Source organism: Alteromonas sp. AWQ4_252 (genome assembly GCF_056158205.1).
On record NZ_JBSWSV010000001.1, the window covers coordinates 1,849,445 to 1,872,850 of the forward strand.

The window sequence follows — 23,406 nt, forward strand, 5'->3', positions numbered from 1 at the left end:
AGTTAAGGTTGTTCAGGCGTATTATGCACATATGGGCTACAAAGTAGATAGGCTAAGCTGTAGAAAAACAGCCGGCAAGGTTTTTTTAGTAAATCTGAATGAAATATTGTATGCTTAACATGCACATGGCTTCGCAGTTTGCTTTTCATAGCACTGGAGAGGTGCATCCGCGACTGTACTCAAAAAGATCTGTCTGCTTTTTTTACAGATCGCTTTTTTTATTTCGTGGTTTTTATAATAGAACGAAAAGTGGCCTTCTAATTGTTTGTAACAATTGATAATTTTTTTATTGGTACGCTACTTGCTTTTTCTCATCGTACAATAATAATTCAACCACGTAGTTTTAAACTCACAAGGAAAATGGAATGAAAAAGTCGGCTTTATTCGGGGCTATCGCTCTGGTTTTAAGCAGTCAAGCTTCAGCTAGCTACATCTCTACTGTAACAGGTGCAGATATGGCAGGTATGGAAGTGACTGTAACTTTCTCTGACATGTCCGTTGAAACAATGGTCTGGGATGTAATTTCCATGGATCCTTCCGTGCCGTTTATGGAAGGCTACTCTGGCGGTGTTACAGGATCAACTTGGTCGCTTATGCAACAAGGTGATTCAATCTCAGATAATCCTCCGGGTGCTCCAGGTGTTCTGGGTGCTTGGACATTCACTTACGACGGCATGGCTTCTGGTATTGAATCTGTATACATCGACGCATGGGCAGCTGACGTAGTATTTGATACTGCCGAAGGCGATGCAAGTGCTAACGGTTCAGGTGCAGGTCGTATGTTCGTTGCTGATGACATGAACGTAAGCGGCATGTTCGACATGAACGTTGAAGATGAGCTGTTTGGTGGCTTGATGTTGACCGGCATGAACGGTGCACTATTAGATACTGCTGGTTCTTTCCAGTTCGTAGCTGATACTGACATTTCTGTTCCAGCTCCAGCTACTCTGGGCATCTTTGCAGCAGCATTGGGCTTTATGGGTTTCAACCGCCGTAAAAAGGCATAAGGAAGAGAAAATGAAATCTGATAAGACTGTTGCTTTAGAAAGCAAACAAACTTACACGAAGCCTGAACTACAAAAAGTAGGTACATTGGCTGAATTGACTGAAGGTTTCGCAGGAAGTATTCCTGACGAGCAAGGCGGTCAAACAAAGCGTAATCCTTTCCAGGGTTAATCTTTGTAAGTGGTATTAAAAAGCCAGTTGAAAAACTGGCTTTTTTTATGACACTAAAAAAGTGTAAAAATTTTTGACTAAGACTTTTGTTGTAGTCAGGATCGACTTTCGTCGTCGTTGTCCCAAAGCGCTAAATTGATTGTTGGCTGATCACGGTATCTAGCTCTTTCACTACGCTCTTTAGTTTGTCCAATCCTGAAGGATAACTCACTTTTTGAAAAGGGATGTTATTAAGCAGTTGCGCAATTCTACCCATCCGATGTACATCAATTCCCAGCGCTTTGTAAGCGTCGCCCAGCATGCTGTTTTGCATCAGTATAATCAGCCCATGGCTTGGCGGTAACGTCGTTAAAGAAACTGCCTGATTGGGGTTTTCTTCACGGTTTAGCAAATACATTCCTGCTACGGGATAAGGGTAGTGAGGAGATGCATCTTTAAAAGTGATTTCTTTTTTTGCGAAACGCTCATGAACTCGTTGACTGCTGGTATTTTGCAATGCTGTAGTTTGCGAAAAATATTCGGCTGAGTCGGGCCACAGTCTGACTTTAGGCCAACTGGGGAAAACTTTCAGAGAGTTGCCTGTCTGGTAGATAGCAGCCATATCGTCAGTAATGAGATGATATCCCCTTTCAGTCATCGCACTTGTAAGTGTCGACTTTCCGGTTCTACTAGGAGCTAGAAATAAGTAAGCTTTGTCGTCTTTTATCAGCGTGTTCGCATGAAGGCAGAGAGTATTGTTGAGTTCCAGGAAAAGCGATATAGCTAATGTCTGAATATAATGAGACGGCCCGGTTCCTCCTTTCTGCCAATCTACAGTGAGATGTTTTTTTGCACAGTCCAGGGAAAATCGTCCCTTCCCTTCACAATCTATAGATAAATGGTATAAGTCATCGTGCCGATAGAGTTCAATTGTTGACTCATACCGCTCTCCCTTATCTGTTAACGTCCATATTCTGGCATCTTGCGGTAACGGGAGCAGCGGTGATTCTTCAAGTACAAGAGAATGAGGTGTATGGATGGGTTCTTGTTCAGACTGAACAAATGAAACGCCGTGTAGTGGGTGTCGGCTTAAATTGATTAAGTCCTGATTTATAAGCATTCCCGCTCTCAAACTTCCTAAAAATTAACATACCACAAATAGAGTGCGTGAGTATTTCGATAGAGTAAAGCACTAACTTTGATTAACTGCAAAATCGGTGGGAAAAGTAACGTAAAAGTCAGTAAACTTGATAATATTTTTTTATTCAGCGGTAACATTTATGGCTTTTCTTCCACAACAAGTTTTCTCTTCAATTATTGATTCCACGCCGTTAGTGTCTATTGACCTTCTTATTCAAAATAGTAACGACGAAATTTTATTAGGGTATCGCACCAACCGCCCAGCCCAAAATCATTGGTTTGTCCCCGGTGGGCGAATTCAGAAAAATGAAAAGATGGATGCTGCGTTCCTGCGTTTAACAGAGGGAGAATTAGGCAGGGCGATTGCCCGAAACCAAGCAGAGTTTCTCGGTGTTTACGAACATTTGTATGATGACAGCGTGTTTGATGATGCCATTTCAACTCATTACGTAGTGGTAGGCTACAAATTGGCCTTGGATATTGAACTCACTGAGTTACCTACCGAGCAACACGCCCGTTATCAGTGGTTTACCATTGAAGACATGCTTAGCCGGGACGATGTTCACAAGCATAGTAAATGGTATGTAGAGTAGCAGAAGTGTCATTATTTTTTAATTGAACGGTCAATTAACTAAAACGCAACTGTCACATTTTCCCAATACGCTTAAGCGGTTATTTAACGCCACTATAACAAGCATACTTTGGGAAAACACTCATGAGACAAACGATTTTTGGTAAGCCCAGTCTTCTGGCGATGTCGGTATTCGCGGCATTGGCAGCGACACCTGTTATTCATGCAAAGGCTGACGAAGCAGTACCGGCTGATGTTGGTAGCAGCAATACAATTGAAGAAATACAAGTTATTGGTCGCAGCGTTTCCTACGCGAACAATGCCACTGACGAGAATATGAAAAATCAGCAGTCAGCCATGACCAGTGTACTGGCTACTGTTGATAACCTTCCTGGTGTACTTATCAATGAAGGCGACACTTTTGGTGCTGATGATTGGTCTACCAGTATCTCTATTCGCGGTTTTCAGGTCGATTTGGATCAACAACAGATCGGGATGACGGTTGATGGGATCGCTAACGGGAACTCAAACTATGGCGGTGGTGCTAAAGCCAATCGTTATATCGATACAGAAAACCTGCGCTCTGTTGATGTTTCTCAAGGTACAGCAGACATCGCTTCTCGTTCCAATGAAGCATTGGGCGGCACACTCAACTTCACAACGATTAATCCTGGTCAGGAAGAAACCATGGTGGTGAGTGGGACCCTGGGTGAGTTTGACGCACAAAAAATCTACCTTCGCTATGAAACCGGCGAGTTGGCGAAAGACACCTATGCGTGGGTGAGTGTATCAACACAGGAAAGTAGCGACTGGATGGATCAGGCCGCCGAAAATACCCGTGACCACTTTGCTGCGAAAATTACCAGTCTTGTTAGTGGCATTGATTTTACCGGTTATGTTTCCTATGACGACACTCACGAAGACAATTATCAACGCGTCTATGGTACAGCGCAGTTTGAGCAAAACCCAGAGTGGGATCAATTGACCAGTGACTGGACAGGTATTCCTTATCAAGATCAAGCCTACCGTCGTGGGTGGTCAACTCTGAGAGAAAACTTCTTCACTTATTTGCAAGCAGATACTACGGTAGGCGATGTTGATATCAGCGCCAATGTTTATTATCACAACCTTGAAGGACGAGGTGACTGGATCCCTCCCTATTTAGTTGACGTAACAGATGACGGCCTTAACCAACCAAATTCAGAATTGGTGTCTGGTAACACTGTTTATGGTGGAGCGAGCTTAGGACAGCTTTTCTTTGTTTCGCCAACAGGACAAACTTTGTTTGCTGAAGACGGTTGCGAGAGTAGCCTAACCTTTCCTTATGGCGGAAGTGGCCCTGAGTACGACCCGTCTTGCTACGATGATAGTGCGGTTCCTGTGGGTTCCTATCGTCACACTCACTACAAAAAAGAGCGTATCGGCTTTAATGCTGATTTGACCTGGTACACGAAAATCGGTGATATGGATAACACTCTCCGAGCGGGTATTTGGTATGAAGACTATACCCGTGAGGAATATCGTGACTGGCACAAGATCATTGATTCAGCATCCAGCTTCTATTATGACCACACACCATATTGGGTGCAGTATAGTCGGGATTTCCCTGTGGAAACTCTGATGTACTACATCGAAGATGAGTTGGATGTAGGATTTGCAAAAATCCGCCTTGGCGCTAAACAATTTGACGTCGAACTCGAGAAAAACGATTTGTTCGATGCGTCAAATGATTTGGACGTAACTTCTGATTCTGACGTTTTATTATCAGCAGGTTTCGTCGCCCCGATTTCCGATGAGTTTGAAGTGTTTGGTGGCTATGCTGAAAACTTCGCCGCCATCAAAGATTCTGTATTTGAGCGCGATGATGCCGATGTGTCACTTATTGAGCCGGAAACTGCGGAAAACATTGATCTTGGTGTGCGTTATTCCATGCCAGGTTTCAATGCCAGCTTAACTTACTACACCATCGAGTTTGACAACCGTATTCGCTTTATCAGTAACGAACAGTCAGACGGAATCGATTTCCTCGAAGCTGCAGCCGGCGGTTTTGTGAATGACGGTGGTGTTGAATCAGATGGTATTGAGGCTTCTGCACAGTGGCAGGCAACAGATTACCTGAGTGTTTTTGCTTCCTATACGTATAACAACTCTGAGTATACGAAATCGGCTTATGATGATGTTGAAAACCCCGTTGAAGGAAATACTGTAATAGGTACTGCCCAAGATATGGCTGTCATTAGTCTTGATTACGCTAAGGGCGTTTACCTGGCTGGTTTGAGCACAAAGTATGTTGGCCCGCGTTATATGAATGCTGAAAACACCATGGAGGCGGACGAGTATATCGTCAGTGATTTCTATGCGGGTGTAATGCTGGATAACGTTGCTCCTGGCGTTAAGACACTGGATATACGCCTTACCATCAATAATCTTTTTGACGAAAGCTATTTGGGAACGGTAGTTACGAATGCAGGATGGATTGGTGCGCCTCGCACCGCTGCTATTAACGTAAAAGCATCTTTCTAAACCTCAAGCTGGGCACGACTTTCTATTATAGTGGGAGTCGTGCCATACTCACTTTCATTAATACACTGTTCGCAATGGCTTGTGTGGAGTAAAACATGCCAAAAGTCGGAATGGAGCCCCTTCGCCGTCAACAGCTTATCGAAGCAACGCTTAACGTTATTGGTGAAGTAGGCTTAGCTAACACTACTTTCTCCTTAATCAGTAAAGAAGCCGGGATGTCGACGGGCATTATTAGTCATTATTTTGGAAACAAAAAAGGCCTGATTGATGCCACGGTAAGGTATTTGGTATCTCAACTGCGAGTAAAAGGTAACTATCCTGACCCACTTTCACGATTGATGGGAATAGTCGACGCGAACTTCGCTCCTATTCAACAATCCAGAGCGTCTGGTAGGGCATGGTTAAGTTTTTGGGCGCAATCTACCCAGGATGATGATTTGCACCGACTACAACAAATAAACAGAAGTCGACTCATTAGCAATTTGGCTTACAGTTTCAGAGCGTTACTACCCGGTGAGAAAGTTAAAGACGCCGCTGAAACCACTGCCGCGCTTATTGACGGCCTGTGGTTACATTGTGCGTTGGAGCCCGAGCGTAAGGAACTGTTCGAAATTAATGCATCACGTTGTAAGGCGCACATTGAAATGATGTTATCGCAACACGCTATGAGCAATACCTAGCCAAAACAGTGTGTAAGTCGTTTGCTGTGAAAGGCTTGCTGATATAGTCGTCCATACCCGCGGCTTCGCAAAGTTCACGATCGCCTTTTAATGCGTTGGCTGTTAATGCGATGATGGGAACGTCGCGATAACGTTCACCAGCTTCGCCCTGACGAATTCGTTTTGTCGTCTCAAAGCCGTCCATTTCCGGCATGTGGCAGTCCATCAGAATCGCATCGAAAGTAAGGCGTATTCTACTAAGTGCTTCCAAAGCCTCGCGTCCATTCTTAGCAGTCATGATCTTGTGTTGTTTCAAATGTTCTCTGGCAATGAGCTGATTGACTTCGTTGTCTTCTACGATCAATATTTTCGCTTTAAAAGCAGGGAGGGCCGTAAGTGGATCGGTAGGTACTATCTTCTCCTCAAAACGCTCGTCTGTCGTGGACACTTGAATATCAAAGCTGAAACAGCTCCCTTTGCCCTTTTCACTTGTTGCTACGAGCTCACCGCCCAACAGCTGACAGAGCTGACGACAAATAGATAACCCGAGCCCTGTGCCACCAAAGCGTCTGGTGGTGGAGGTGTCTTCTTGTCTGAAAGCCTCAAAAATAGATTCCAGGCTTTGTTTTGAAATTCCTATTCCCGTATCTCTCACTGAGGCGAAAAGTTTGCTCTTGCCGGAAGATCTCTTGACTGCTACGGAAAGGGTCACACCACCTTGCTCCGTAAATTTGACTGCGTTATTCAGTAGATTACCGAGAATTTGCCTGAGCCTGATTGGATCTCCAATGATTGTATCTTGTCCTTGTGGATCGTAATTCAATGTGAAAGTGATGCCTTTCTCACGGCAACTGATAACAAATTGATCGTGGATTGTTTTGATTAGCAGAGAAAGATTGAAGGGCAGAGCTTCAAGGTTGAGTTGTCCGGCTTCAATTTTTGAAAAATCAAGGATGTCATCCACGATGTGTTTCAAATTACTCAGACTGTCATTTGCCAAGGCTATAAACTTAGCCTGTTGCTGATTCAAGTCGGTATTATTAACCAGTTGCAATGCTCCCGATATACCGTGAAGAGGGGTTCGCACTTCGTGACTCATACTCGCCAGAAAACTCGATTTTAATCTGGCTGATTCCTCAGCTTTTAATTTGGCATCCTTTAAAAGTTGCTGGGTTTGTTCCTGCTCAGTAACATCCTGGAAAAAAGCGACGTAATGAGTAAGCTCGCTCTGGTCGAACACAGGGGTAATGATAACCTGGTTGAAAAATAAAACGTTGTTCTGTTTATGGCATTTAAGCGTGTCAGAGTAGGGCATTCCATTCTTTAACGCGCTCCTGATTTGCTTGAGCTTATCCCCATCCGCCTTCATTTTATCAAGTAGAAAATCGCTTTTGCCAAGCACTTCGTTCTCATCATAACCCGTGACCCTACTAAAATGGGGGTTCACGTAGATGATGGGGAAGTTGTCGCCACGCTTCTCAGCAATAAGAATCGATAACGTCGCCGATTTCATGGCATGACTGATAACGTTTATTTGAGCTTCCAAAGAACGATGCTGGGTGATGTCATTGCCCAACAAAATGGTGCCTACATGCTTACTCTGTGGATCTTGCAGAGGTAACATAGACCAACGAATTGTCAATGAAGGTGAACCGTCGCTCGCCCCATACTTCCTTTCAAGCTCACCTGCACTAAAGATGAGTTGTTGTCGAATTGCAGATAAATCTGCATCAGAAAGTTTACAAAGTGCGTTGTGTTCCGTAAATGTTCGGTTAGTGAGGAGCTTGTTATTCTTCTCATCCAGTACAACCAATACTTCTTCCAGCGAATCAATAACATTGGAGAACTGTGTGTTCGACAATGTCATAGAGCTAAGGTTTGACAGTAGCTTCTCAAAAGCCTGCCGAATGACAAAAAGCTCTCGAGGCTCTTCTTCAGGCGCTAAAGTTGGGCCAACCCCGCTGCTAGCGCGATCCTGAATAGTGTTAAGCAGTGTTTGTAATGTTCTGGCACTCAATTTTGCTGCGTGCATGGAGGCATACACGCTGACTAAAACTGCAGAAATCAACGTAATGAAAATGGCGGGAAGTAGCCAGAGTACATTGGCAAATGCGTCGAGAGCAGGCGTCTGGTGTAAAAGGGTAAGGTCGTGCCATGGCTCTGACTCTATCAGCCAAAAGTTATAAAGTGTGGTGTCGTAGATTTGTTGCGCGGTGTAGTGTTCGGGGTGACTGGTATAAAGGATGGTGCCTGTGTCAGATAAAATGAGCTGATGACCAGCCTGCGTTGTTTCAAACACGAAATCATCAAGAGATGGTACGTACAGCACCAATGCGCCTTCTGCCTGCCCGCCCATCAAAACTGGAACAGCAATGAGCACGCCTGTTGACTCTACGCGTGTCAATGATCGTGACTCGTTGAGGGTCGTGTTCTTCCAACTATTTATTAAAGGGGCTGGCACCTTATTTTCCCAGTCTTTGGTAATGATGGGAGTACCGTCAAACTGAAATAGTCCGAGGCTGAACTCTTCCCCTCGCGTGAATTTTAATGAATCGAAAAAGACGGGAAGATAATTTTTGCGTTGTTGGGTGTCGATGAAGCTGTTTATAAGCAGATCGTTAGATGCGATGCCTTCCATAAGCTGGCGTGTGCTGTTGAGTGTGCCAGTAATATCTTTTTTCAGATATTGAATAGTATTGCGCTGCTCTTCTGTAATTTGCTGTCTTGCTATAAAGAAAATTACCAGCGACAAGGCAATACTTACCAGGCATAAAACTGTCAAAAGCCTCGGGACAATTCGCCGTTGCAGCTGCTGATAGAAAGATGGCCGGTTATTCACTGGTTGTCAGCGGTGTCTGCTATAGGTACCAGGTGACCGTTGTTATCGAATCTTGTCATAAAATAGTCCTTTGCCATAAGTGCATCTCGAGCCTGTTGTGTAAATGCCGGTGCGTAAGTTTTAACCGCACCAGTGAAAGGTGGCAGATTTTCCAGTGATTGTCGAATTTGGTTCGTGTTAATTCCACCAGCTTTCTCTGCGGCAAGAGCGAGCAAGTGAATGCTGTCGTAGCTATGGGCCAGTCCGACCACAGCTGGAATAGCCTGAGGGATGTCATTGCCATAGCGGGCTACATAGCGTTGCAGCAGGGTTTTGGCTTTCTCGTGAGTCTGTCTGAGAAAACTGAATGTTTGAATAACAGATAAATCTAATTTACTTACATTCTCATACCCTAAAGAAGATACGAAGTCACCACCGGCAAGCCCCCAGTGTGCAATTATCGGTAGGTTGGGACGGAACGATGTGAGGATAGCCTTGCTTACTGTTGCGGCCTCTGGTGCGTTAGTTACCAAAATCAGGCCCTGAGTATTGGTTTCCAAAATGTCTGCAAGTTCAGTAGTGAATTCGGGTTGTCGCCAGTTTATCCATTGAACGGTCGAAATATCAATATTTTGTGTCTGAGCTTCACGGGTAAGAGATTCAAGGTTAGAGCGCCCCCATCCAGTGCGCTCAAGCACCAGGGCAACGTTTTTCAGACCTCGTTTACGCGCGTGTTGAATGAGCACTTTACTTGCTTCTTCATCACGAATGGAGACACGGAATATATTGTTTGGTGTAAAATTATTATCTATTAGAGATGTACCTGCAGCCCAAGGGCTTATGTAGATAAGGTCGGCGTCGTGAATAATATCAAGTTCAGCCAGCGCTACTGGAGTATGCACGCCACCTAATATGGCAAGTATGTTTTCCATCTCGGCTACTTGCTTAATATTACTTACTCCTCGCGCTGGATTCCCACGGTGATCAAAGGTGACGAGTTGCAGAGGACGACCGAGTACGCCTCCGGCTTCGTTGATCTCTTCAATGGCCAGTTCAGCACCCCTGGAAATAGCCACACCACCGTCTACGGCAACGGCTGTCATATCTGCGTCCAATGCAATGACTATCGGGTCTTGCCCCTCTGAACTGGCATTCACCGGCACTAAAGCGCCCAGTGAAGTCAGCAGGAGTAGCAAGGAAAAGCGCAGAAACATAGCTATACTCAAATTAGAAAAATACGTGCAAGACATTACTAGAGCACTGAAAAAGTGCAATTAGACAAAGGACGAGAATACAGGGAATTAACCCTTGAAGTTCTCGACGGACCTCCGTAGTTTACGTAGTAATGATGAGAGTAGGGAGTATACTTATCAAACAGCCACCCACGATTCTGGATATTGAAGCCAGTGGCTTTGGCAGCAGAAGCTTTCCAATTGAAATCGGCGTCAAGCGCGCCGATGGTGCACGTTTCTGCAAGCTAATAAAACCCTATGCAAATTGGCATCACTGGGATGAGACCGCTGCAAAATTACATGGCATTACGCGAGGCCAGCTAGATGAATTTGGCGTTGATGGCAGAGCGGTTTGCTTGCAGCTTAATGACTTTTTACAACACTCAACAGCGTACTCTGATGGTTGGGTTGTGGATCACCCCTGGTTAATTAAGCTCTACGCAGAGGCTGGTATTGCTATGTCTTTCCGATTGTCGGCGTTGGAATATATTTTATCGGAAAAGCAAATGCAATGCTGGCATGAGGTTAAGAAGCGAGTGCTGGCGCAGCAATGCGTTGCTCGTCACAGAGCGAGCGTGGATGCAGAATTAATTCAACAAACGTTTGTTATATCGGCGGCATCTGGATCTACTTTCTCTGCTCTGGCGCGGTAATACACGCAACTTCAGCACGTTATCATTTCAGATTAGCCACCTCACATGGAGAACATATGAAACAGGTTGGTATTATTGGAGGTATGAGCTGGGAGTCTACAGCAATGTACTATCAAAGACTAAATCGTAAGGTGGGGGCGAGATTAGGAGGCTTGCACAGTGCGCCAGTGATTATCAATAGCGTAGATTTTCAACCACTCAGTGTGTTGCAACACGATGAAGACTGGAACGAAATTGCATCGCGTTTGGTTTTTGCAGCAAAGCAATTGGAAGCCGCCGGTGTTGCTGCCATTGCTATTGCGACCAACACTATGCACAAAGTTGCTCGGGAAGTTGCCACGTCGGTTTCTGTTCCGCTCCTTCATATCGCTCAGTCGACAGCGGCTGAGTGTCAATCTCTGCAAGTTAAGAAGGTTGCGCTGCTCGGGACACGGTTCACTATGGAGCAGCCATTTTTCCGCGAGTACCTTAACAACAATAATATTGAAGTGATCACACCAGCACTTAACGCGCGACAAGCAGTCCACGACATTATTTATCGCGAGCTTTGCCAGGGCCAAATCCTTCCAAATTCCAAAATTGTATTTCAGCAGGTTATTGAGCAACTGGCCATCGATGGGGCTCAGGGGGTTATTTTAGGGTGTACTGAAATTGGTATGTTAATAACGGCAGACGATGTAAGTATTCCCGTGTTGGATACGACAGAGATTCATTGCCGGGCGATTGTGGATTTTATCTTGTCAGATTGATTGTGTTAGGTTTCAAAATTTGGTTCTTTATTCATGAGCGATTAAAAATAGTAGTTTACCCCCAGTGAAAGAGAGTTTATGTCGACGTCGCTCAATGCTCTGAACTCGTACTTCACGGCCATGTTTACAGAGCGACTATCGCCAATCTGCCAACCTAAGCTCGCTGCGTTACCGGCATTTTGAGGAAGTGTCTGCCATTCAACTAGTCCATTTTGATAATTACTACTGGTTTGTATTTCTGCAAAAATCCGTTGAGTTGAATGCTGTATTATTCTTCGGCTTGCGGAAAGTTTAACCGAATCAATAACGTGATAACTATTAATGCTGTCTAACCATTGAGTATGGTATGGCACTGAACGGTCATAACGCACACCAAATTGCCAGGCTGGTAAATCTTTACTTTGATATGAAATTTCAGACTGATAGGTGGATGCAACAAAGGTGGTTTTTTCGAGCTTTTCGCTTGTGTACACTAAATCGTTGGCGTGAATATCGCCAATTGAGATAACAATAAGGAAAGCTAGCCAGACGCTTTTCATAGCGTGTCCCTTTGGTTTTAATGCATTCGATGTCAGGAAAATAACGTAATGACGGTGTCTTTTGATGTTATTTGTCGTAATAAACGACTTTTCAGACCTCTGCCAATTAACTATGACGGATTTTTTCTATGTGTAAAGTGAATTTGCATATTTTTACGCCAAGAGAGCTGTGACGATAAAGTATTGTGGACATCAGCCGGCGTGGCGATAAGAAACACGCCATACCAGCCTAATGTCGTCTGTAGCGCTACACAGATGCTTTTAAAGCCGCTGCTTTATCTGTCGCTTCCCATGGAAACTCTTCTCGTCCGAAGTGCCCGTATGCTGCTGTAGGGCGGTAAATTGGACGCTCGAGATCAAGCATTTTGATAAGGCCGTAAGGACGTAGATCGAAATGCTCTCTTACTAATGCCACGAGCGTTTTTTCATCCACAATACCTGTACCAAATGTTTCTATACTAATCGACGTAGGCTCAGCGACGCCTATGGCATAGGAAACCTGGATCTCACAGCGTTTCGCAAGGCCGGCTGCCACAATATTTTTAGCCACATAACGCCCTGCATAGGCCGCGGAACGGTCTACTTTGGAAGGATCTTTTCCAGAGAAGGCACCACCACCGTGACGTGCCATTCCACCGTAAGTGTCCACGATTATTTTGCGCCCAGTCAAACCACAGTCTCCCATTGGTCCGCCAATAACGAAGCGACCGGTCGGGTTAATATGGAACTGTGTGTTTTTGGTGAGCCATTCTGCTGGAAGGACAGGCTTGATGACTTCTTCCATCACGGCTTCACGCAGATGCTCAGTTGTCACACTTTCATTGTGTTGAGTCGATAAAACCACAGCGTCAATACCGACGGGTTTGTCGTTTTCATAGACAAAGGTAACCTGGCTTTTGGCATCAGGGCGAAGAAAATCCAACTTCCCGGATTTACGCACTTCTGCCTGTTTTTGTACCAAACGGTGAGAATAGGTAATGGGGGCAGGCATCAAGACGTCAGTTTCGTCACTGGCGTAACCAAACATCAGACCCTGATCGCCGGCGCCTTGCTCCTCTGGGCGAGCGCGGTCGACACCTTGGTTTATATCAGGTGATTGCTTGCCGATGGCGTTGAGTACTGCACAAGAGTCAGCATCAAAGCCCACATCTGAGTGATTGTAGCCAATTTCTTTGACGGTCTGGCGGGTCAGCTCTTCAATATCGACCCATGCCGTGGTGGTGATTTCACCGCCAACCAGTACCATGCCGGTTTTTACGTATGTCTCACAAGCTACCCTTGCTTTAGGGTCTTGCTCAAGTATGGCATCGAGCACTGCATCAGAAATCTGATCGGCAATTTTGTCTGGATGCCCTTCCGAAACAGACTCGGATGTGAATAAGTGTGCGGCCATAAATCCTCCGTTTTCTTTAGGATTACCAAATTAAAAAAGTATCTTAACCCGTCTACGTAAAAAAAGCATCTTTACTTCTGGACGTCTAAAAGTCTATTTGTTAGCTTTTGTTGACAGTATAGTTCGATGTTACGAAAAGCGTAACGAATTCGTTTACCCCTTTTATGAATTCTGTTGAAGGGAATAAAACACGTTGAACTTACCTATACGCTTAGGTAAGAATAGTCGGCAGTTTGAAAAAACCCAGTTTAAAAGCAGGCAGCAGGAAATTCGATCAAATTGTGGCGCATTCTCCGGGTTGTCATCGAGAAATTTAAATAAATTATTAAAGGAGTTAGCATGCCTACCCGTCATGAACTCGCCAACGCTATCCGTGCCCTGAGTATGGATGCCGTTCAACAAGCTAAATCCGGACACCCGGGAGCACCCATGGGGATGGCCGATATCGCACAAGTGTTGTGGTGCGATCATCTGTCTCACAACCCGGCGAATCCAAACTGGGCAAACCGCGACCGCTTTGTTTTGTCAAATGGTCACGGCTCTATGTTGTTGTATTCATTGCTTCACCTGAGCGGGTACGACCTGCCATTAGACGAACTAAAACAATTTCGTCAATTGCATTCAAAAACTCCTGGTCACCCGGAATACGGCTATGCCCCGGGCGTAGAAACGACCACAGGGCCTCTCGGACAGGGAATAAGTAACGCTGTGGGTATGGCGCTGGCTGAAAAAGTATTGGCTGCACAATTTAACAAAGACGGACATGAGATTGTCGATCATTATACCTACGCCTTTTTGGGCGATGGGTGTTTGATGGAAGGTATCTCTCATGAAGCCTGTTCTTTAGCCGGAACGTTAGGTCTTGGAAAGCTTGTTGCGTTTTATGATGACAACGGTATTTCAATTGATGGTGAAGTAGAGGGCTGGTTTACGGATGACACGGTAAAACGCTTTGAATCCTATGGGTGGCATGTTATCGCCGGTGTTGACGGACACGATCCTGCACAAATCAGCAGCGCAGTAGAAGCGGCCAAAGCTAATGATAGTCAGCCAACACTGATTTGTTGTAAAACCATCATCGGATTTGGCTCACCAAACAAGCAGGGCACAGAATCCTGTCACGGCGCTCCTTTGGGTGATGACGAAATTGCAGCGACCCGTGAAGCACTTGGCTGGACTTACGGACCATTTGAAGTGCCACAAGATATTTATGCCGAATGGGACGCCAAGGCAAAAGGCGAGGGTGCAGAAAGCGCCTGGAATGATGCTTTCGCAGCCTATGAAAAAGCTTACCCTGAATTGGCCGCAGAGTTCAGTCGTCGAATCAATAACGAAGTACCCGCTGATTTTGTAGAAAAAGCCGATGCCTACATCGCAGGGTTGCAGGCAAACCCTGAGGCTCCAGCAACACGAAAAGCGTCGCAAAATGCGTTGAATGCATATGGCCCATTACTACCAGAACTACTGGGCGGTTCTGCCGATTTGGCCGGTTCGAATCTGACAATCTGGTCTGGATCTAAAGGAGTTGACGCCAAGGACGCTTCGGGCAACTATATTTATTACGGCGTCCGTGAATTTGGTATGTCAGCAATGATGAACGGCATCGTGCTTCACGGCGGCTTTAAAGCTTACGGCGCAACTTTCCTGATGTTTATGGAATACGCGCGAAATGCAGTGCGCATGGCTGCACTGATGAAAGCACCTGCCATATTTGTCTACACTCACGATTCTATCGGGTTAGGAGAAGATGGACCGACACATCAACCGGTAGAACAATTGGTAGCTTTGCGAGCAACCCCCAACCTTGACAACTGGCGACCATGTGACCAGGTTGAGTCTGCGGTAGCTTGGAAAGAAGCTATTTTGCGAAACGATGGCCCTACCACGCTAATTTTTACCCGTCAGGGTTTGCCCCAGCAACCTCGTAGCGATGAGCAAGTTAGTGACATCGCAAAAGGTGGCTATATTCTCAAAGACACGGATGGCACCCCTGACGTGCTGCTGATCGCCACCGGCTCTGAAGTTCAACTGGCAGTGGCTGCTAGTGAACAACTGGCTGAAAAAGGCGTTAAAGCACGGGTTGTTTCTATGCCTTGTACTGATGCGTTTGACCGTCAATCTACTGAGTATCGAGAGTCGGTATTACCTGCTGCGGTAACAAAACGTGTTGCAGTTGAAGCTTTAGCCAAGGATTCTTGGTATAAATACGTAGGCTTCGGCGGCGCGATTGTCGGCATGGACACCTTTGGTGAATCCGGTCCGGCTGCAGACTTGTTCAAACACTTCGGTATCACTACAGATGCAGTAGTAGAAGCAGCGCTGTCTTTGAAATAATACGTCAACAAAGGCGGTTTTTATGGTCCGAGTTGCCATAAATGGTTTTGGCCGCATCGGTCGTAATGTACTACGCGCCCTGTATGAGACAGGGCGCAATCAGCTGATTAAAGTAGTTGCGATAAACGATTTAGCTGAACCAGAAGGCATTGCCCACCTACTAAAATACGATACTTCCCATGGTCGCTTCGGGTTCGATGTGGCCTTGCAGGGTGAGCAATTAATGGTTGCGGGCGACAGTATTCGTCTGTTGGCTGAACCTGATATTCATTCACTTCCCTGGCATGACCTCGGTGTCGATGTCGTCCTTGAGTGTACTGGTGTCTTTTCTGACAGAGAGGCAGGAATGTCGCACCTTGGTGCAGGCGCAGGAAAAGTGCTCTTTTCACAGCCCGGCAGTACCGATCTGGATAACACAATAATTTTCGGAACCAACGAAGAATCCTTACAACCTTCCCACAAGCTCGTTTCCAACGGTTCTTGCACAACCAATTGTATTGTTCCTGTCATACAAGCGCTAGATAATGCTTTTGGCGTGCTTAGTGGCACCATTACCACTATTCATGCTTCCATGCACGATCAGCAGGTTATAGACGCTTATAATAAAGATCTCAGACGAGCACGGGCCGCGAGTCAATCTATCATCCCGGTCGATACCCGCTTGGCTGCAGGAATTGAGCGCATATTACCTAAGTTTGCCGGTAAGTTTGAAGCTATCGCCGTCAGGGTGCCTACAATTAATGTCACGGCAATGGATTTGAGTGTGACGCTTGACACAAACGTCAACATCAATGACGTGAACGATGCGCTTAAAAAGGCAAGGGAAGGTCGTTTGTCCGGTATTCTTGGATATTCAGAAGCGCCATTGGTGTCGGTGGATTTTAATCACGACCCCCATTCCTGTATTGTTGATGGGACTCAAACCCGAGTAAGTCATGGCCAACTCGTGAAAACCTTAGTCTGGTGTGACAACGAGTGGGGCTTTGCAAACAGAATGATCGATACCACGCTGGCGATGGTCCAAGCGGGGTGTTAACTAAACTTTGAACTAAGAGAGGGACAACATGGCTATTCCTACTATGACGAATTTCGCGCTCGACGGTAAGCGTGTGTTAATTCGCCAGGATCTCAACGTACCGGTGAAAGACGGTAAAGTGACCTCTGATGCCCGCATCCGGGCATCTATACCTACTATAAAGGCAGCCTTAGACGCAGGCGCTGCAGTAATGGTTATGTCACACCTAGGCCGTCCTACAGAAGGTGAATACGACGAAGTATATTCATTACAGCCAGTAGTCGACTATTTGAACTCGGCTCTGGATGTTCCGGTTTCATTGGTCAAAGATTACCTCGGTGGTGTGGATGCAAAAGCCGGTGAGCTGTTTATTTTGGAAAACGTTCGCTTTAACAAAGGCGAAAAGAGCGACGATGAAACCCTGGCCAAGCAGTATGCTGCACTGTGCGATATCTTCGTGATGGATGCATTCGGAACCGCTCACAGGGCCCAGGCCTCAACTCACGGAGTCGCGAAATTCGCATTACAAGCGTGTGCTGGTCCGTTGCTAGCTGCTGAGCTTGATGCCCTTGGTAAGGCTCTGGACAACCCCAAACGCCCAATGGTAGCAATTGTGGGTGGTTCAAAGGTATCAACAAAGCTCACTGTATTAAAATCACTGGCAGAAAAAGTCGATCAGCTTATTGTTGGCGGTGGCATTGCAAATACCTTCATTGCGGCTCAAGGGCACAGTGTGGGTAAATCACTGGTTGAAATGGACCTGGTAGATGAAGCAAAAGAGCTCATTGCCCAGGCTCAGGCAAGTGGCGGTGATATTCCCGTACCAACTGACGTCGTTGTTGGGACGGAATTCTCTGAAAGTACCCCTGCGACATTAAAGCCTGTTGATCAGATTGCAGAAGAGGACATGGTGTTCGATATTGGTCCCGATTCCTCCGCAGCCCTTGAGACTATTCTTAAAAATGCAGGCACAATCGTTTGGAATGGTCCGGTAGGCGTGTTCGAATTCGATCAGTTCGCTGCCGGTACTAAGTCGTTGGCGCAGGCAATTGCAGATAGCGATGCATTTTCTATTGCTGGTGGAGGTGATACTCTGGCAGCAGTGGATAAATACCAAATCGCTGATAAGATATCCTATATTTCTACAGGTGGAGGTGCTTTCCTGGAATTTCTGGAAGGCAAGACTTTGCCAGCGGTCGCTGTTTTAGAAGAAAAAAATAATAAGTAAAACAGCGCTCGTGTAACGAATTCGTTACTCAACTTGTTCGGCGAACAGTGACGTTCGCCGGCATAATTATAAACCCTACAGCTGCCGTCAGGTGGCGTCCCAAAAAGGAGTGTTGCTCATGGCATCACAAGCTCAGCAAGCTATGCTTGAAAAAATCAAAACCCAAAAAGGCTTTATTGCTGCTTTGGATCAAAGTGGTGGTAGTACACCTAAAGCACTGAAACTTTATGGTGTGGATGCGACTGAGTACAGCTCAGACGAAGAAATGTTTGATATGGTTCACGCCATGCGAACCCGCATTGTTACAAGTGACGTTTTCAAAGGCGATCGGGTTTTGGGGGCAATTTTGTTCGAAAATACCCTGGATCGTGAAATTGATGGCATGCCGTCAGCAAAGTATTTATGGGATAAAAAACAGGTTGTGCCCTTCCTCAAAGTCGATAAAGGCTTAGCTGAGGAGCAGGACGGCGTACAAGTGATGAAACCCATTCCAGGGTTGGATGGACTTTTGGACAAGGCCGTAGCGCAAGACGTGTTTGGCACTAAAATGCGCTCAGTCGTTAAACTAGCTAACCAACAGGGTATTAAAGCCGTGGTTGAGCAGCAGTTCGAAGTTGGCAAACAAATAATCGCTGCTGGACTTGTGCCAATTATTGAGCCTGAGGTCGATATTAACAGCCCGCAAAAACCAGAGGCAGAGGCCATGTTGAAAGAAGAGATCCTCACTCAACTTGACTTACTGGGCGACGGACAAGAAGTAATGTTGAAGCTTACGTTACCCACGGAAACAAATTTTTATAAAGCCCTTGTGGATCATCCGAAAGTGATCAAAGTGGTTGCGTTGTCAGGTGGGTATTGCCGGGATGACGCTAACGCTAAACTGGCAGAAAACCAAGGTGTTATAGCATCGTTTTCCAGAGCATTAACGGAAGGCGTTTCTGCACAGCAGAGCGATGAAGAATTTGATAGCACGCTAGATAAAGCAATAGCTTCTATTTACCAGGCATCTGCATCTTAACTATTTAATTCGGGCTGGCGTTGCTTCCAGCCCGCTCTATGTCATTTCTCAGCAGTAAGAGATAGCGTCTGCTAATATTGCAAAACGCCAATTACGCGATCTGCAACTCTAAATCCAGCGCTTTACAATACGTTATTTCTTGTTGTAAATCTGCCCACAGAATTGGGCGACTTTCAAGCCAGCCTTCCGGAAATTGCAAAACCAGTTTTTGTTTTGCTGCCTCAACGGTGATGTCAGGTAGAAAACCTTCCTGACGTTTGATATTGAGTAAAGCGCCAAGACGAAGTAAGGCGATAAGGCGTTTTACTGCTGCAAAATCGAAAAGTTGTAGTTCCGGTAATTCCTGCAATTTAATCTTCTTGCGATGAAACCGCACCAAGCTCGACAGCAATTCCTGTTGTTCCTGGGTAAACCCTGGCATATCGACATTTGCCAGAATGTAGGCCGAATGGCGCTGTACACCTCTTGAGTTTATTTGCAGTCCAACCTCATGTAGTAGCGCAGCCCAAGCCAGCATGGCGCGGTAATCCTTGTTTTTGAACTTCCAGGTATCTGACACTTGATCGAACAGGTGCAAGCTTGTGTTCAATACCATATTAGCCTGAATGGTATCGACATCGTAACGCGTCGCCAGGCTCTTTGCAGTGCGCTCTCTGATATCAGAGTGTTTTAACTCATCTTCCATTTGGTAAAGCACACCTTCGCGAAGTGCAGCAGCAGAATACACGAGTTCATCAATACCAAGGGCTTCAAAGGTACCGATTAGAATGGCTAATCCACCGGCGATGACACCACGTCTGTCCTCGCTGATTTCAGCCATGGTGAGGTTATCTACATGTCCTGCATCAACGAAGGTTTTGACTAATTGCTTGAGACTTTTCAGCGTTACGGGTTGTTCATGGCCATTGGTTTTATCCCGTTGAGCAAGATTGTAAAGTGTTTTTATTGTGCCGGATGTACCGATACATTGAACCCACCCCAAACGCTTATAGCGGTTTTCAATGAGCTCCAGTTCTTGCTTTGCCGCAGTAATCGCTCGGTTAAACGATTTACTTTTAAGTTCGCCAGATGAAAAGAAACGCTTCGTGTAGCTGACACAGCCCATTTGTAAAGAACGGCACACAAGGGGTTCAAACCCCTCGCCAATTACAAACTCAGTAGAACCACCGCCAATGTCAGTGACCAAGCGACGACCATCGCTGTGATTAGTATGCGCAACGCCCTGATAAATTAACCGTGCTTCTTCCACCCCTGAAATAATTTCTATGGGGTAAGGCAATATCTCTTTTGCAGCGTTGATAAACGCCCTGGCATTAACCGCTTTTCGCAGCGTGTGAGTAGCTACAATTCTGACTGAATCAGGCTCAAAACCCCGCAGGCTTTCAGCTACCAGCGCCAACATTTTCAAGCCCCGTTCGATGGCCTCATCAGACAATAGATTGTCGTCATTCAGACCTGCAGCCAACCTGACTTTTTGCTTTAAACGATGCAGAATTTGCACAGAACCAGCGTTAATGCGGGCGACCACAAGGTGGAAGCTGTTGGACCCTATGTCCAAAGCCGCAACCTTGGTAGTTTCACGGCTTTCAACAGCTTCAAAGATAGTTTCAGTAGGGCTCATTTAATGGGGTTACTCACCGTCGATGCGTTTTAAATAGTCATATATTTCTATTTGTGAACGCAGTTTCTTTCTGTTTCCCCGACGAACGTACCGATTGGTTTGTTCCTTGTCAATCACCCGTGCTTTTAAGGTATCGCGAAACTGAAGCTCCATGACATCCACAATTTGTTGTTGTAAACGCTTGTCGTATACCGGACAGCCCACTTCGATGCGGTTGTCCATGTTTCGGGTCATCCAGTCTGCCGAAGAAATAAATACTTTGCGTTGTCCGCCCCCTTCAAAAACCATCACCCTGGGGTGCTCGAGGAAACGATCAACAATAGAAATAATTGAGATGTTTTCGCTTATACCGGGAAGGCCTGGAACCAGTGAACACATTCCCCTGACAATGCCCCGAATTTTGACACCAGCCTGACTCGCTCTATACAAATCATCAATTAATTCTTTGTCTACCAGATTGTTGATTTTAAATGTAATTTGGGCATTGTGTCCCTCTTTAAGGTATTGAATTTCCTGCCGTATCAGAGACTGTATTTTTGTTCTGCTATTTAACGGTGAAATTTGCAGGTGCTGGAACTTGTAACGTCGATAGGGATATTGAATGAGGTCAAACACGCTAACCCCTTCTTCAGCAAGCTCCTGATTACGTGTGAACAGGCTAAAGTCGGTGTAAATCTTAGCTGTCTTTTCGTTGAAGTTTCCGGTACCAAAGTGTGCATAGTGCACCAGAGAACCCCGTTCTTCCCGCGTTACAATACACAATTTACTGTGGATTTTAAGTGTGGGTACGCCCAGGACAACCCGAATTCCCGCATCTGTCATGCGCCGTGACCATTCAATGTTGGCCTCTTCGTCAAAGCGAGCCCTGAGCTCTACAACAACAGTTACCTTCTTTCCATTGTCCACGGCGTCGATAAGGGAGTTTATGATACGGGAATGGCTGGCTACGCGGTAAATATTGATGCGAATGGTTTTGACGTTAGGGTCGAAGGCCGCCTGGCGAACGAACTCTGTGAAATGTAAGAATCGATGGTAAGGGTAATACAATAGAATGTCATGCGCCGTGATGGCTTCAAACACTGTGTTGTAGCCAGAAAACATTTTGCTGTCGATTGCCGGTAAGCGGGTGTTCTCTAAATATTCCCTGCCCACATTTGGAAAGCCAATGAAATCCTTGAAGTTACGATAATGCCCGGCTGCGTGGATAGTATCGAGTTTCGATACTTTTAAACGTTTGCGAAGATCAAGCACCATATCTTCAGGCATGGCGTTGTCATGGATCACCCTAACCGGTTCTGCAATGAGACGCTGCTTCATGCTTTCAGACATTTTATCCATGTAGCTCTCATCAATTTCATCATTGATAGAGTATTCGGAGTCGCGGGTCATCTTAAACGAGTAGGCTTCCAGGGAGTCGTATTTAACAAACCCTCTGAAAATGTCTTCCAGACATAACTGAATGACGTCATCCAGTAACACGATATGCTTTTTCTTTCTGCTCTTTTCTGGCGGGATAACGATAAACCGTGAGGTTTCAGACGTCGGCACCTGCACTGCAGCGTAGCGTGTATTTCTGCCTTCTCTGCGCAAAGCGACGTAAAGATAAACTGCTGTGCCATTAAGACGACTGAGTAAATCTGTTTTCTTGTCGATGAGAATGGGCGCAATGTGGCGAAGAATTTTATTGACGAATAAGTTTCTTACCCACGTGCGTTGATAATCATCGAGATCGTTTTTGCGAAGGATAAAAATGTTGTAGCGCGCTAATGCTTTGAGAACGTCTTTGTGAATTTCATCGAACTTATTCGAGAGTTGCACAACTTTACGCTGAATTTGCTCCATCAGCGAAATCAGTTGTTCGGCTTCTTCATCGCTACCATTTTCCTGGGCAATAGTAATTTGCCGTTTTACGTCAGCTGCCCGAACGCGATAAAACTCATCCAGATTGTTTGAATAAATACCTAAAAAACGGATGCGTTCAACTGCCGGGTTGTTTTTATCAGCGGCTTCCTGAAGCACCCGTTCATTAAAAGACAGCCAGCTGAGTTCTTTGGGATAATACAGTTCGTTGTGTTCCATACTGTAACAGTCGTTTTCCAAAATGAGAGAGTTTGTCACGGCCCCGTGACATCAATGTGACAAAATACGCTTAGTTTTCCTGGTTGGTGTTTATATCGACCACTAGGTCGTTAGCAATGCCTTCCAAGGCAGTTTGCAATGCGTTGTCATCGAAATCTTCAGACACAGCGATAACCGCTTTTGCTTTAAACATCAGGCTACCCCAGTTTGGCGCGCTCTCACAACGGGAATCAAAAGACACAATGTTGAGATTAAACTGGTTTAGAATATGAGTAAGTTCCTGTACGATGCCAGGCTTGTCATTGCCCATTACTTCCACGGCGAGTGTATCGTGAAGGGTTTCAGTTTTTGCGGCAATGGATACAGACTGTACAGTTAAGTCTGGCAAGCTGTCTAATGCTACGACAAGTTCATCGTGCTTTTCCGACGGAACATGAACTTCAACAAAGCCGGTGAAGTGGCCAGCCATATGAGCAAAGCTGCTTCCGAGCCAGTTGGCATCGTGGCGGTAAACACATTTGGCTAAGGCATCAACCAGACCCGGTTTGTCCTTACCCATTATAGTGATAATCAATGGTTGCATTTGCACTCCTGATATTGTCACGGTTAGCACCTTAAAGTGGTGCGAGAGAAGCTTGATAAATCCCGTCAAGTTTCACTTGATTACGAGTGTTAAAAT

19 protein-coding genes are annotated in these 23,406 nt (G+C 45.7%); 11 read left to right on the top strand and 8 right to left on the bottom strand.

Annotated features, from left to right (window positions below; translation table 11 throughout):
- Positions 1–365 precede the first annotated feature (365 nt).
- Entirely contained in the window at positions 366–1,007 is a 642-nt protein-coding gene (locus tag ACXACM_RS08310) for a PEP-CTERM sorting domain-containing protein (RefSeq protein WP_474821024.1), read from the top strand.
- Positions 1,008–1,017: 10 nt separating this feature from the next.
- Positions 1,018–1,176, top strand: coding sequence for a lasso RiPP family leader peptide-containing protein (locus ACXACM_RS08315; RefSeq protein WP_474821025.1), 159 nt, complete (start codon positions 1,018–1,020; stop codon positions 1,174–1,176).
- Between the two features lie 130 nt (positions 1,177–1,306).
- Here the strand turns inward: ACXACM_RS08315 and ACXACM_RS08320 are convergent, their stop codons facing one another.
- Complete coding sequence (locus ACXACM_RS08320; RefSeq protein ID WP_474821027.1) at positions 1,307–2,275, bottom strand: hypothetical protein; 969 nt, start codon at positions 2,273–2,275, stop codon at positions 1,307–1,309.
- Positions 2,276–2,435: 160 nt separating this feature from the next.
- On the opposite strand from ACXACM_RS08320, the gene ACXACM_RS08325 reads away from it, so the two are divergent.
- The 3 genes from ACXACM_RS08325 (at position 2,436) to betI (ending at position 6,069) form a co-directional block, all read left to right on the top strand.
- On the top strand, positions 2,436–2,888 hold the full coding sequence (locus ACXACM_RS08325; protein ID WP_474821028.1) for a GDP-mannose mannosyl hydrolase: 453 nt from the start codon (positions 2,436–2,438) through the stop codon (positions 2,886–2,888).
- A 122-nt stretch (positions 2,889–3,010) separates the two neighbouring features.
- Complete coding sequence (locus ACXACM_RS08330; RefSeq protein ID WP_474821030.1) at positions 3,011–5,389, top strand: TonB-dependent receptor domain-containing protein; 2,379 nt, start codon at positions 3,011–3,013, stop codon at positions 5,387–5,389.
- Positions 5,390–5,484: 95 nt separating this feature from the next.
- Positions 5,485–6,069 carry a transcriptional regulator BetI gene (gene betI, locus ACXACM_RS08335; protein WP_474821031.1) on the top strand — a complete coding sequence of 195 codons (585 nt, stop codon included), beginning with the start codon at positions 5,485–5,487 and terminating at the stop codon, positions 6,067–6,069.
- Here the strand turns inward: betI and ACXACM_RS08340 are convergent.
- Together ACXACM_RS08340 and ACXACM_RS08345 are read right to left on the bottom strand one after the other, a co-directional pair.
- The gene (locus ACXACM_RS08340; protein WP_474821032.1) at positions 6,053–8,830 is read right to left on the bottom strand and encodes an ATP-binding protein; all 2,778 of its coding nucleotides are present in this window, start codon (positions 8,828–8,830) and stop codon (positions 6,053–6,055) included. The two genes, betI and ACXACM_RS08340, sit on opposite strands and share 17 nt — an antisense overlap.
- 53 nt (positions 8,831–8,883) lie before the next feature.
- On the bottom strand, positions 8,884–10,080 hold the full coding sequence (locus ACXACM_RS08345) for an ABC transporter substrate-binding protein (RefSeq protein WP_474821034.1): 1,197 nt from the start codon (positions 10,078–10,080) through the stop codon (positions 8,884–8,886).
- A gap of 131 nt (positions 10,081–10,211) precedes the next feature.
- On the opposite strand from ACXACM_RS08345, the gene ACXACM_RS08350 reads away from it, so the two are divergent.
- Positions 10,212–10,751 carry a hypothetical protein gene (locus tag ACXACM_RS08350; protein ID WP_474821035.1) on the top strand — a complete coding sequence of 180 codons (540 nt, stop codon included), beginning with the start codon at positions 10,212–10,214 and terminating at the stop codon, positions 10,749–10,751.
- A gap of 56 nt (positions 10,752–10,807) precedes the next feature.
- Complete coding sequence (locus ACXACM_RS08355; protein WP_474821036.1) at positions 10,808–11,500, top strand: aspartate/glutamate racemase family protein; 693 nt, start codon at positions 10,808–10,810, stop codon at positions 11,498–11,500.
- A 41-nt stretch (positions 11,501–11,541) separates the two neighbouring features.
- On the opposite strand, the gene ACXACM_RS08360 is transcribed toward ACXACM_RS08355, so the two are convergent.
- Positions 11,542–12,039 carry a hypothetical protein gene (locus ACXACM_RS08360; RefSeq protein WP_474821037.1) on the bottom strand — a complete coding sequence of 166 codons (498 nt, stop codon included), beginning with the start codon at positions 12,037–12,039 and terminating at the stop codon, positions 11,542–11,544.
- 247 nt (positions 12,040–12,286) lie between these two features.
- Positions 12,287–13,432 (bottom strand): methionine adenosyltransferase, encoded by a 1,146-nt coding sequence (metK, locus tag ACXACM_RS08365; RefSeq protein WP_474821039.1) that lies wholly within the window; start codon positions 13,430–13,432, stop codon positions 12,287–12,289.
- A 339-nt stretch (positions 13,433–13,771) separates the two neighbouring features.
- On the opposite strand from metK, the gene tkt reads away from it, so the two are divergent.
- The 4 genes from tkt (at position 13,772) to ACXACM_RS08385 (ending at position 19,027) form a co-directional block, all read left to right on the top strand.
- Positions 13,772–15,766: a transketolase gene (tkt, locus tag ACXACM_RS08370; RefSeq protein ID WP_474821040.1), complete on the top strand. Its 1,995-nt coding sequence runs from the start codon at positions 13,772–13,774 to the stop codon at positions 15,764–15,766.
- A gap of 22 nt (positions 15,767–15,788) precedes the next feature.
- Entirely contained in the window at positions 15,789–16,802 is a 1,014-nt protein-coding gene (gene epd, locus ACXACM_RS08375) for an erythrose-4-phosphate dehydrogenase (RefSeq protein ID WP_474821041.1), read from the top strand.
- A gap of 28 nt (positions 16,803–16,830) precedes the next feature.
- A complete protein-coding gene (locus tag ACXACM_RS08380; protein WP_474821043.1) occupies positions 16,831–18,009 on the top strand; it encodes a phosphoglycerate kinase in 1,179 nt (392 codons plus the stop codon).
- 118 nt (positions 18,010–18,127) lie between these two features.
- The gene (locus tag ACXACM_RS08385; protein ID WP_474821044.1) at positions 18,128–19,027 is read left to right on the top strand and encodes a fructose bisphosphate aldolase; all 900 of its coding nucleotides are present in this window, start codon (positions 18,128–18,130) and stop codon (positions 19,025–19,027) included.
- Between the two features lie 91 nt (positions 19,028–19,118).
- Here ACXACM_RS08385 and ppx read toward each other — a convergent pair whose 3' ends face one another.
- From ppx to ACXACM_RS08400, 3 genes are all read right to left on the bottom strand, one after another.
- Complete coding sequence (gene ppx / locus ACXACM_RS08390; RefSeq protein WP_474821046.1) at positions 19,119–20,648, bottom strand: exopolyphosphatase; 1,530 nt, start codon at positions 20,646–20,648, stop codon at positions 19,119–19,121.
- Positions 20,649–20,657: 9 nt separating this feature from the next.
- Positions 20,658–22,727: a polyphosphate kinase 1 gene (ppk1, locus tag ACXACM_RS08395; RefSeq protein ID WP_474821047.1), complete on the bottom strand. Its 2,070-nt coding sequence runs from the start codon at positions 22,725–22,727 to the stop codon at positions 20,658–20,660.
- Positions 22,728–22,797: 70 nt separating this feature from the next.
- On the bottom strand, positions 22,798–23,310 hold the full coding sequence (locus tag ACXACM_RS08400) for a glycine cleavage system transcriptional repressor (RefSeq protein ID WP_474821049.1): 513 nt from the start codon (positions 23,308–23,310) through the stop codon (positions 22,798–22,800).
- Positions 23,311–23,406: the final 96 nt, after the last annotated feature.

Excerpts from the sequence above, each read along its gene's own strand:
- ACXACM_RS08310 (WP_474821024.1), top strand. The coding sequence starts at position 366 with ATGAAAAAGTCGGCTTTATTCGGGGCTATCGCTCTGGTTTTAAGCAGT.
- ACXACM_RS08315 (WP_474821025.1), top strand. The coding sequence starts at position 1,018 with ATGAAATCTGATAAGACTGTTGCTTTAGAAAGCAAACAAACTTACACG.
- ACXACM_RS08320 (WP_474821027.1), bottom strand. The coding sequence starts at position 2,275 with ATGCTTATAAATCAGGACTTAATCAATTTAAGCCGACACCCACTACAC.
- ACXACM_RS08325 (WP_474821028.1), top strand. The coding sequence starts at position 2,436 with ATGGCTTTTCTTCCACAACAAGTTTTCTCTTCAATTATTGATTCCACG.
- ACXACM_RS08330 (WP_474821030.1), top strand. The coding sequence starts at position 3,011 with ATGAGACAAACGATTTTTGGTAAGCCCAGTCTTCTGGCGATGTCGGTA.
- betI (WP_474821031.1), top strand. The coding sequence starts at position 5,485 with ATGCCAAAAGTCGGAATGGAGCCCCTTCGCCGTCAACAGCTTATCGAA.
- ACXACM_RS08345 (WP_474821034.1), bottom strand. The coding sequence starts at position 10,080 with ATGTTTCTGCGCTTTTCCTTGCTACTCCTGCTGACTTCACTGGGCGCT.
- ACXACM_RS08350 (WP_474821035.1), top strand. The coding sequence starts at position 10,212 with ATGATGAGAGTAGGGAGTATACTTATCAAACAGCCACCCACGATTCTG.
- ACXACM_RS08355 (WP_474821036.1), top strand. The coding sequence starts at position 10,808 with ATGAAACAGGTTGGTATTATTGGAGGTATGAGCTGGGAGTCTACAGCA.
- ACXACM_RS08360 (WP_474821037.1), bottom strand. The coding sequence starts at position 12,039 with ATGAAAAGCGTCTGGCTAGCTTTCCTTATTGTTATCTCAATTGGCGAT.
- metK (WP_474821039.1), bottom strand. The coding sequence starts at position 13,432 with ATGGCCGCACACTTATTCACATCCGAGTCTGTTTCGGAAGGGCATCCA.
- tkt (WP_474821040.1), top strand. The coding sequence starts at position 13,772 with ATGCCTACCCGTCATGAACTCGCCAACGCTATCCGTGCCCTGAGTATG.
- epd (WP_474821041.1), top strand. The coding sequence starts at position 15,789 with ATGGTCCGAGTTGCCATAAATGGTTTTGGCCGCATCGGTCGTAATGTA.
- ACXACM_RS08380 (WP_474821043.1), top strand. The coding sequence starts at position 16,831 with ATGGCTATTCCTACTATGACGAATTTCGCGCTCGACGGTAAGCGTGTG.
- ACXACM_RS08385 (WP_474821044.1), top strand. The coding sequence starts at position 18,128 with ATGGCATCACAAGCTCAGCAAGCTATGCTTGAAAAAATCAAAACCCAA.
- ppx (WP_474821046.1), bottom strand. The coding sequence starts at position 20,648 with ATGAGCCCTACTGAAACTATCTTTGAAGCTGTTGAAAGCCGTGAAACT.
- ppk1 (WP_474821047.1), bottom strand. The coding sequence starts at position 22,727 with ATGGAACACAACGAACTGTATTATCCCAAAGAACTCAGCTGGCTGTCT.
- ACXACM_RS08400 (WP_474821049.1), bottom strand. The coding sequence starts at position 23,310 with ATGCAACCATTGATTATCACTATAATGGGTAAGGACAAACCGGGTCTG.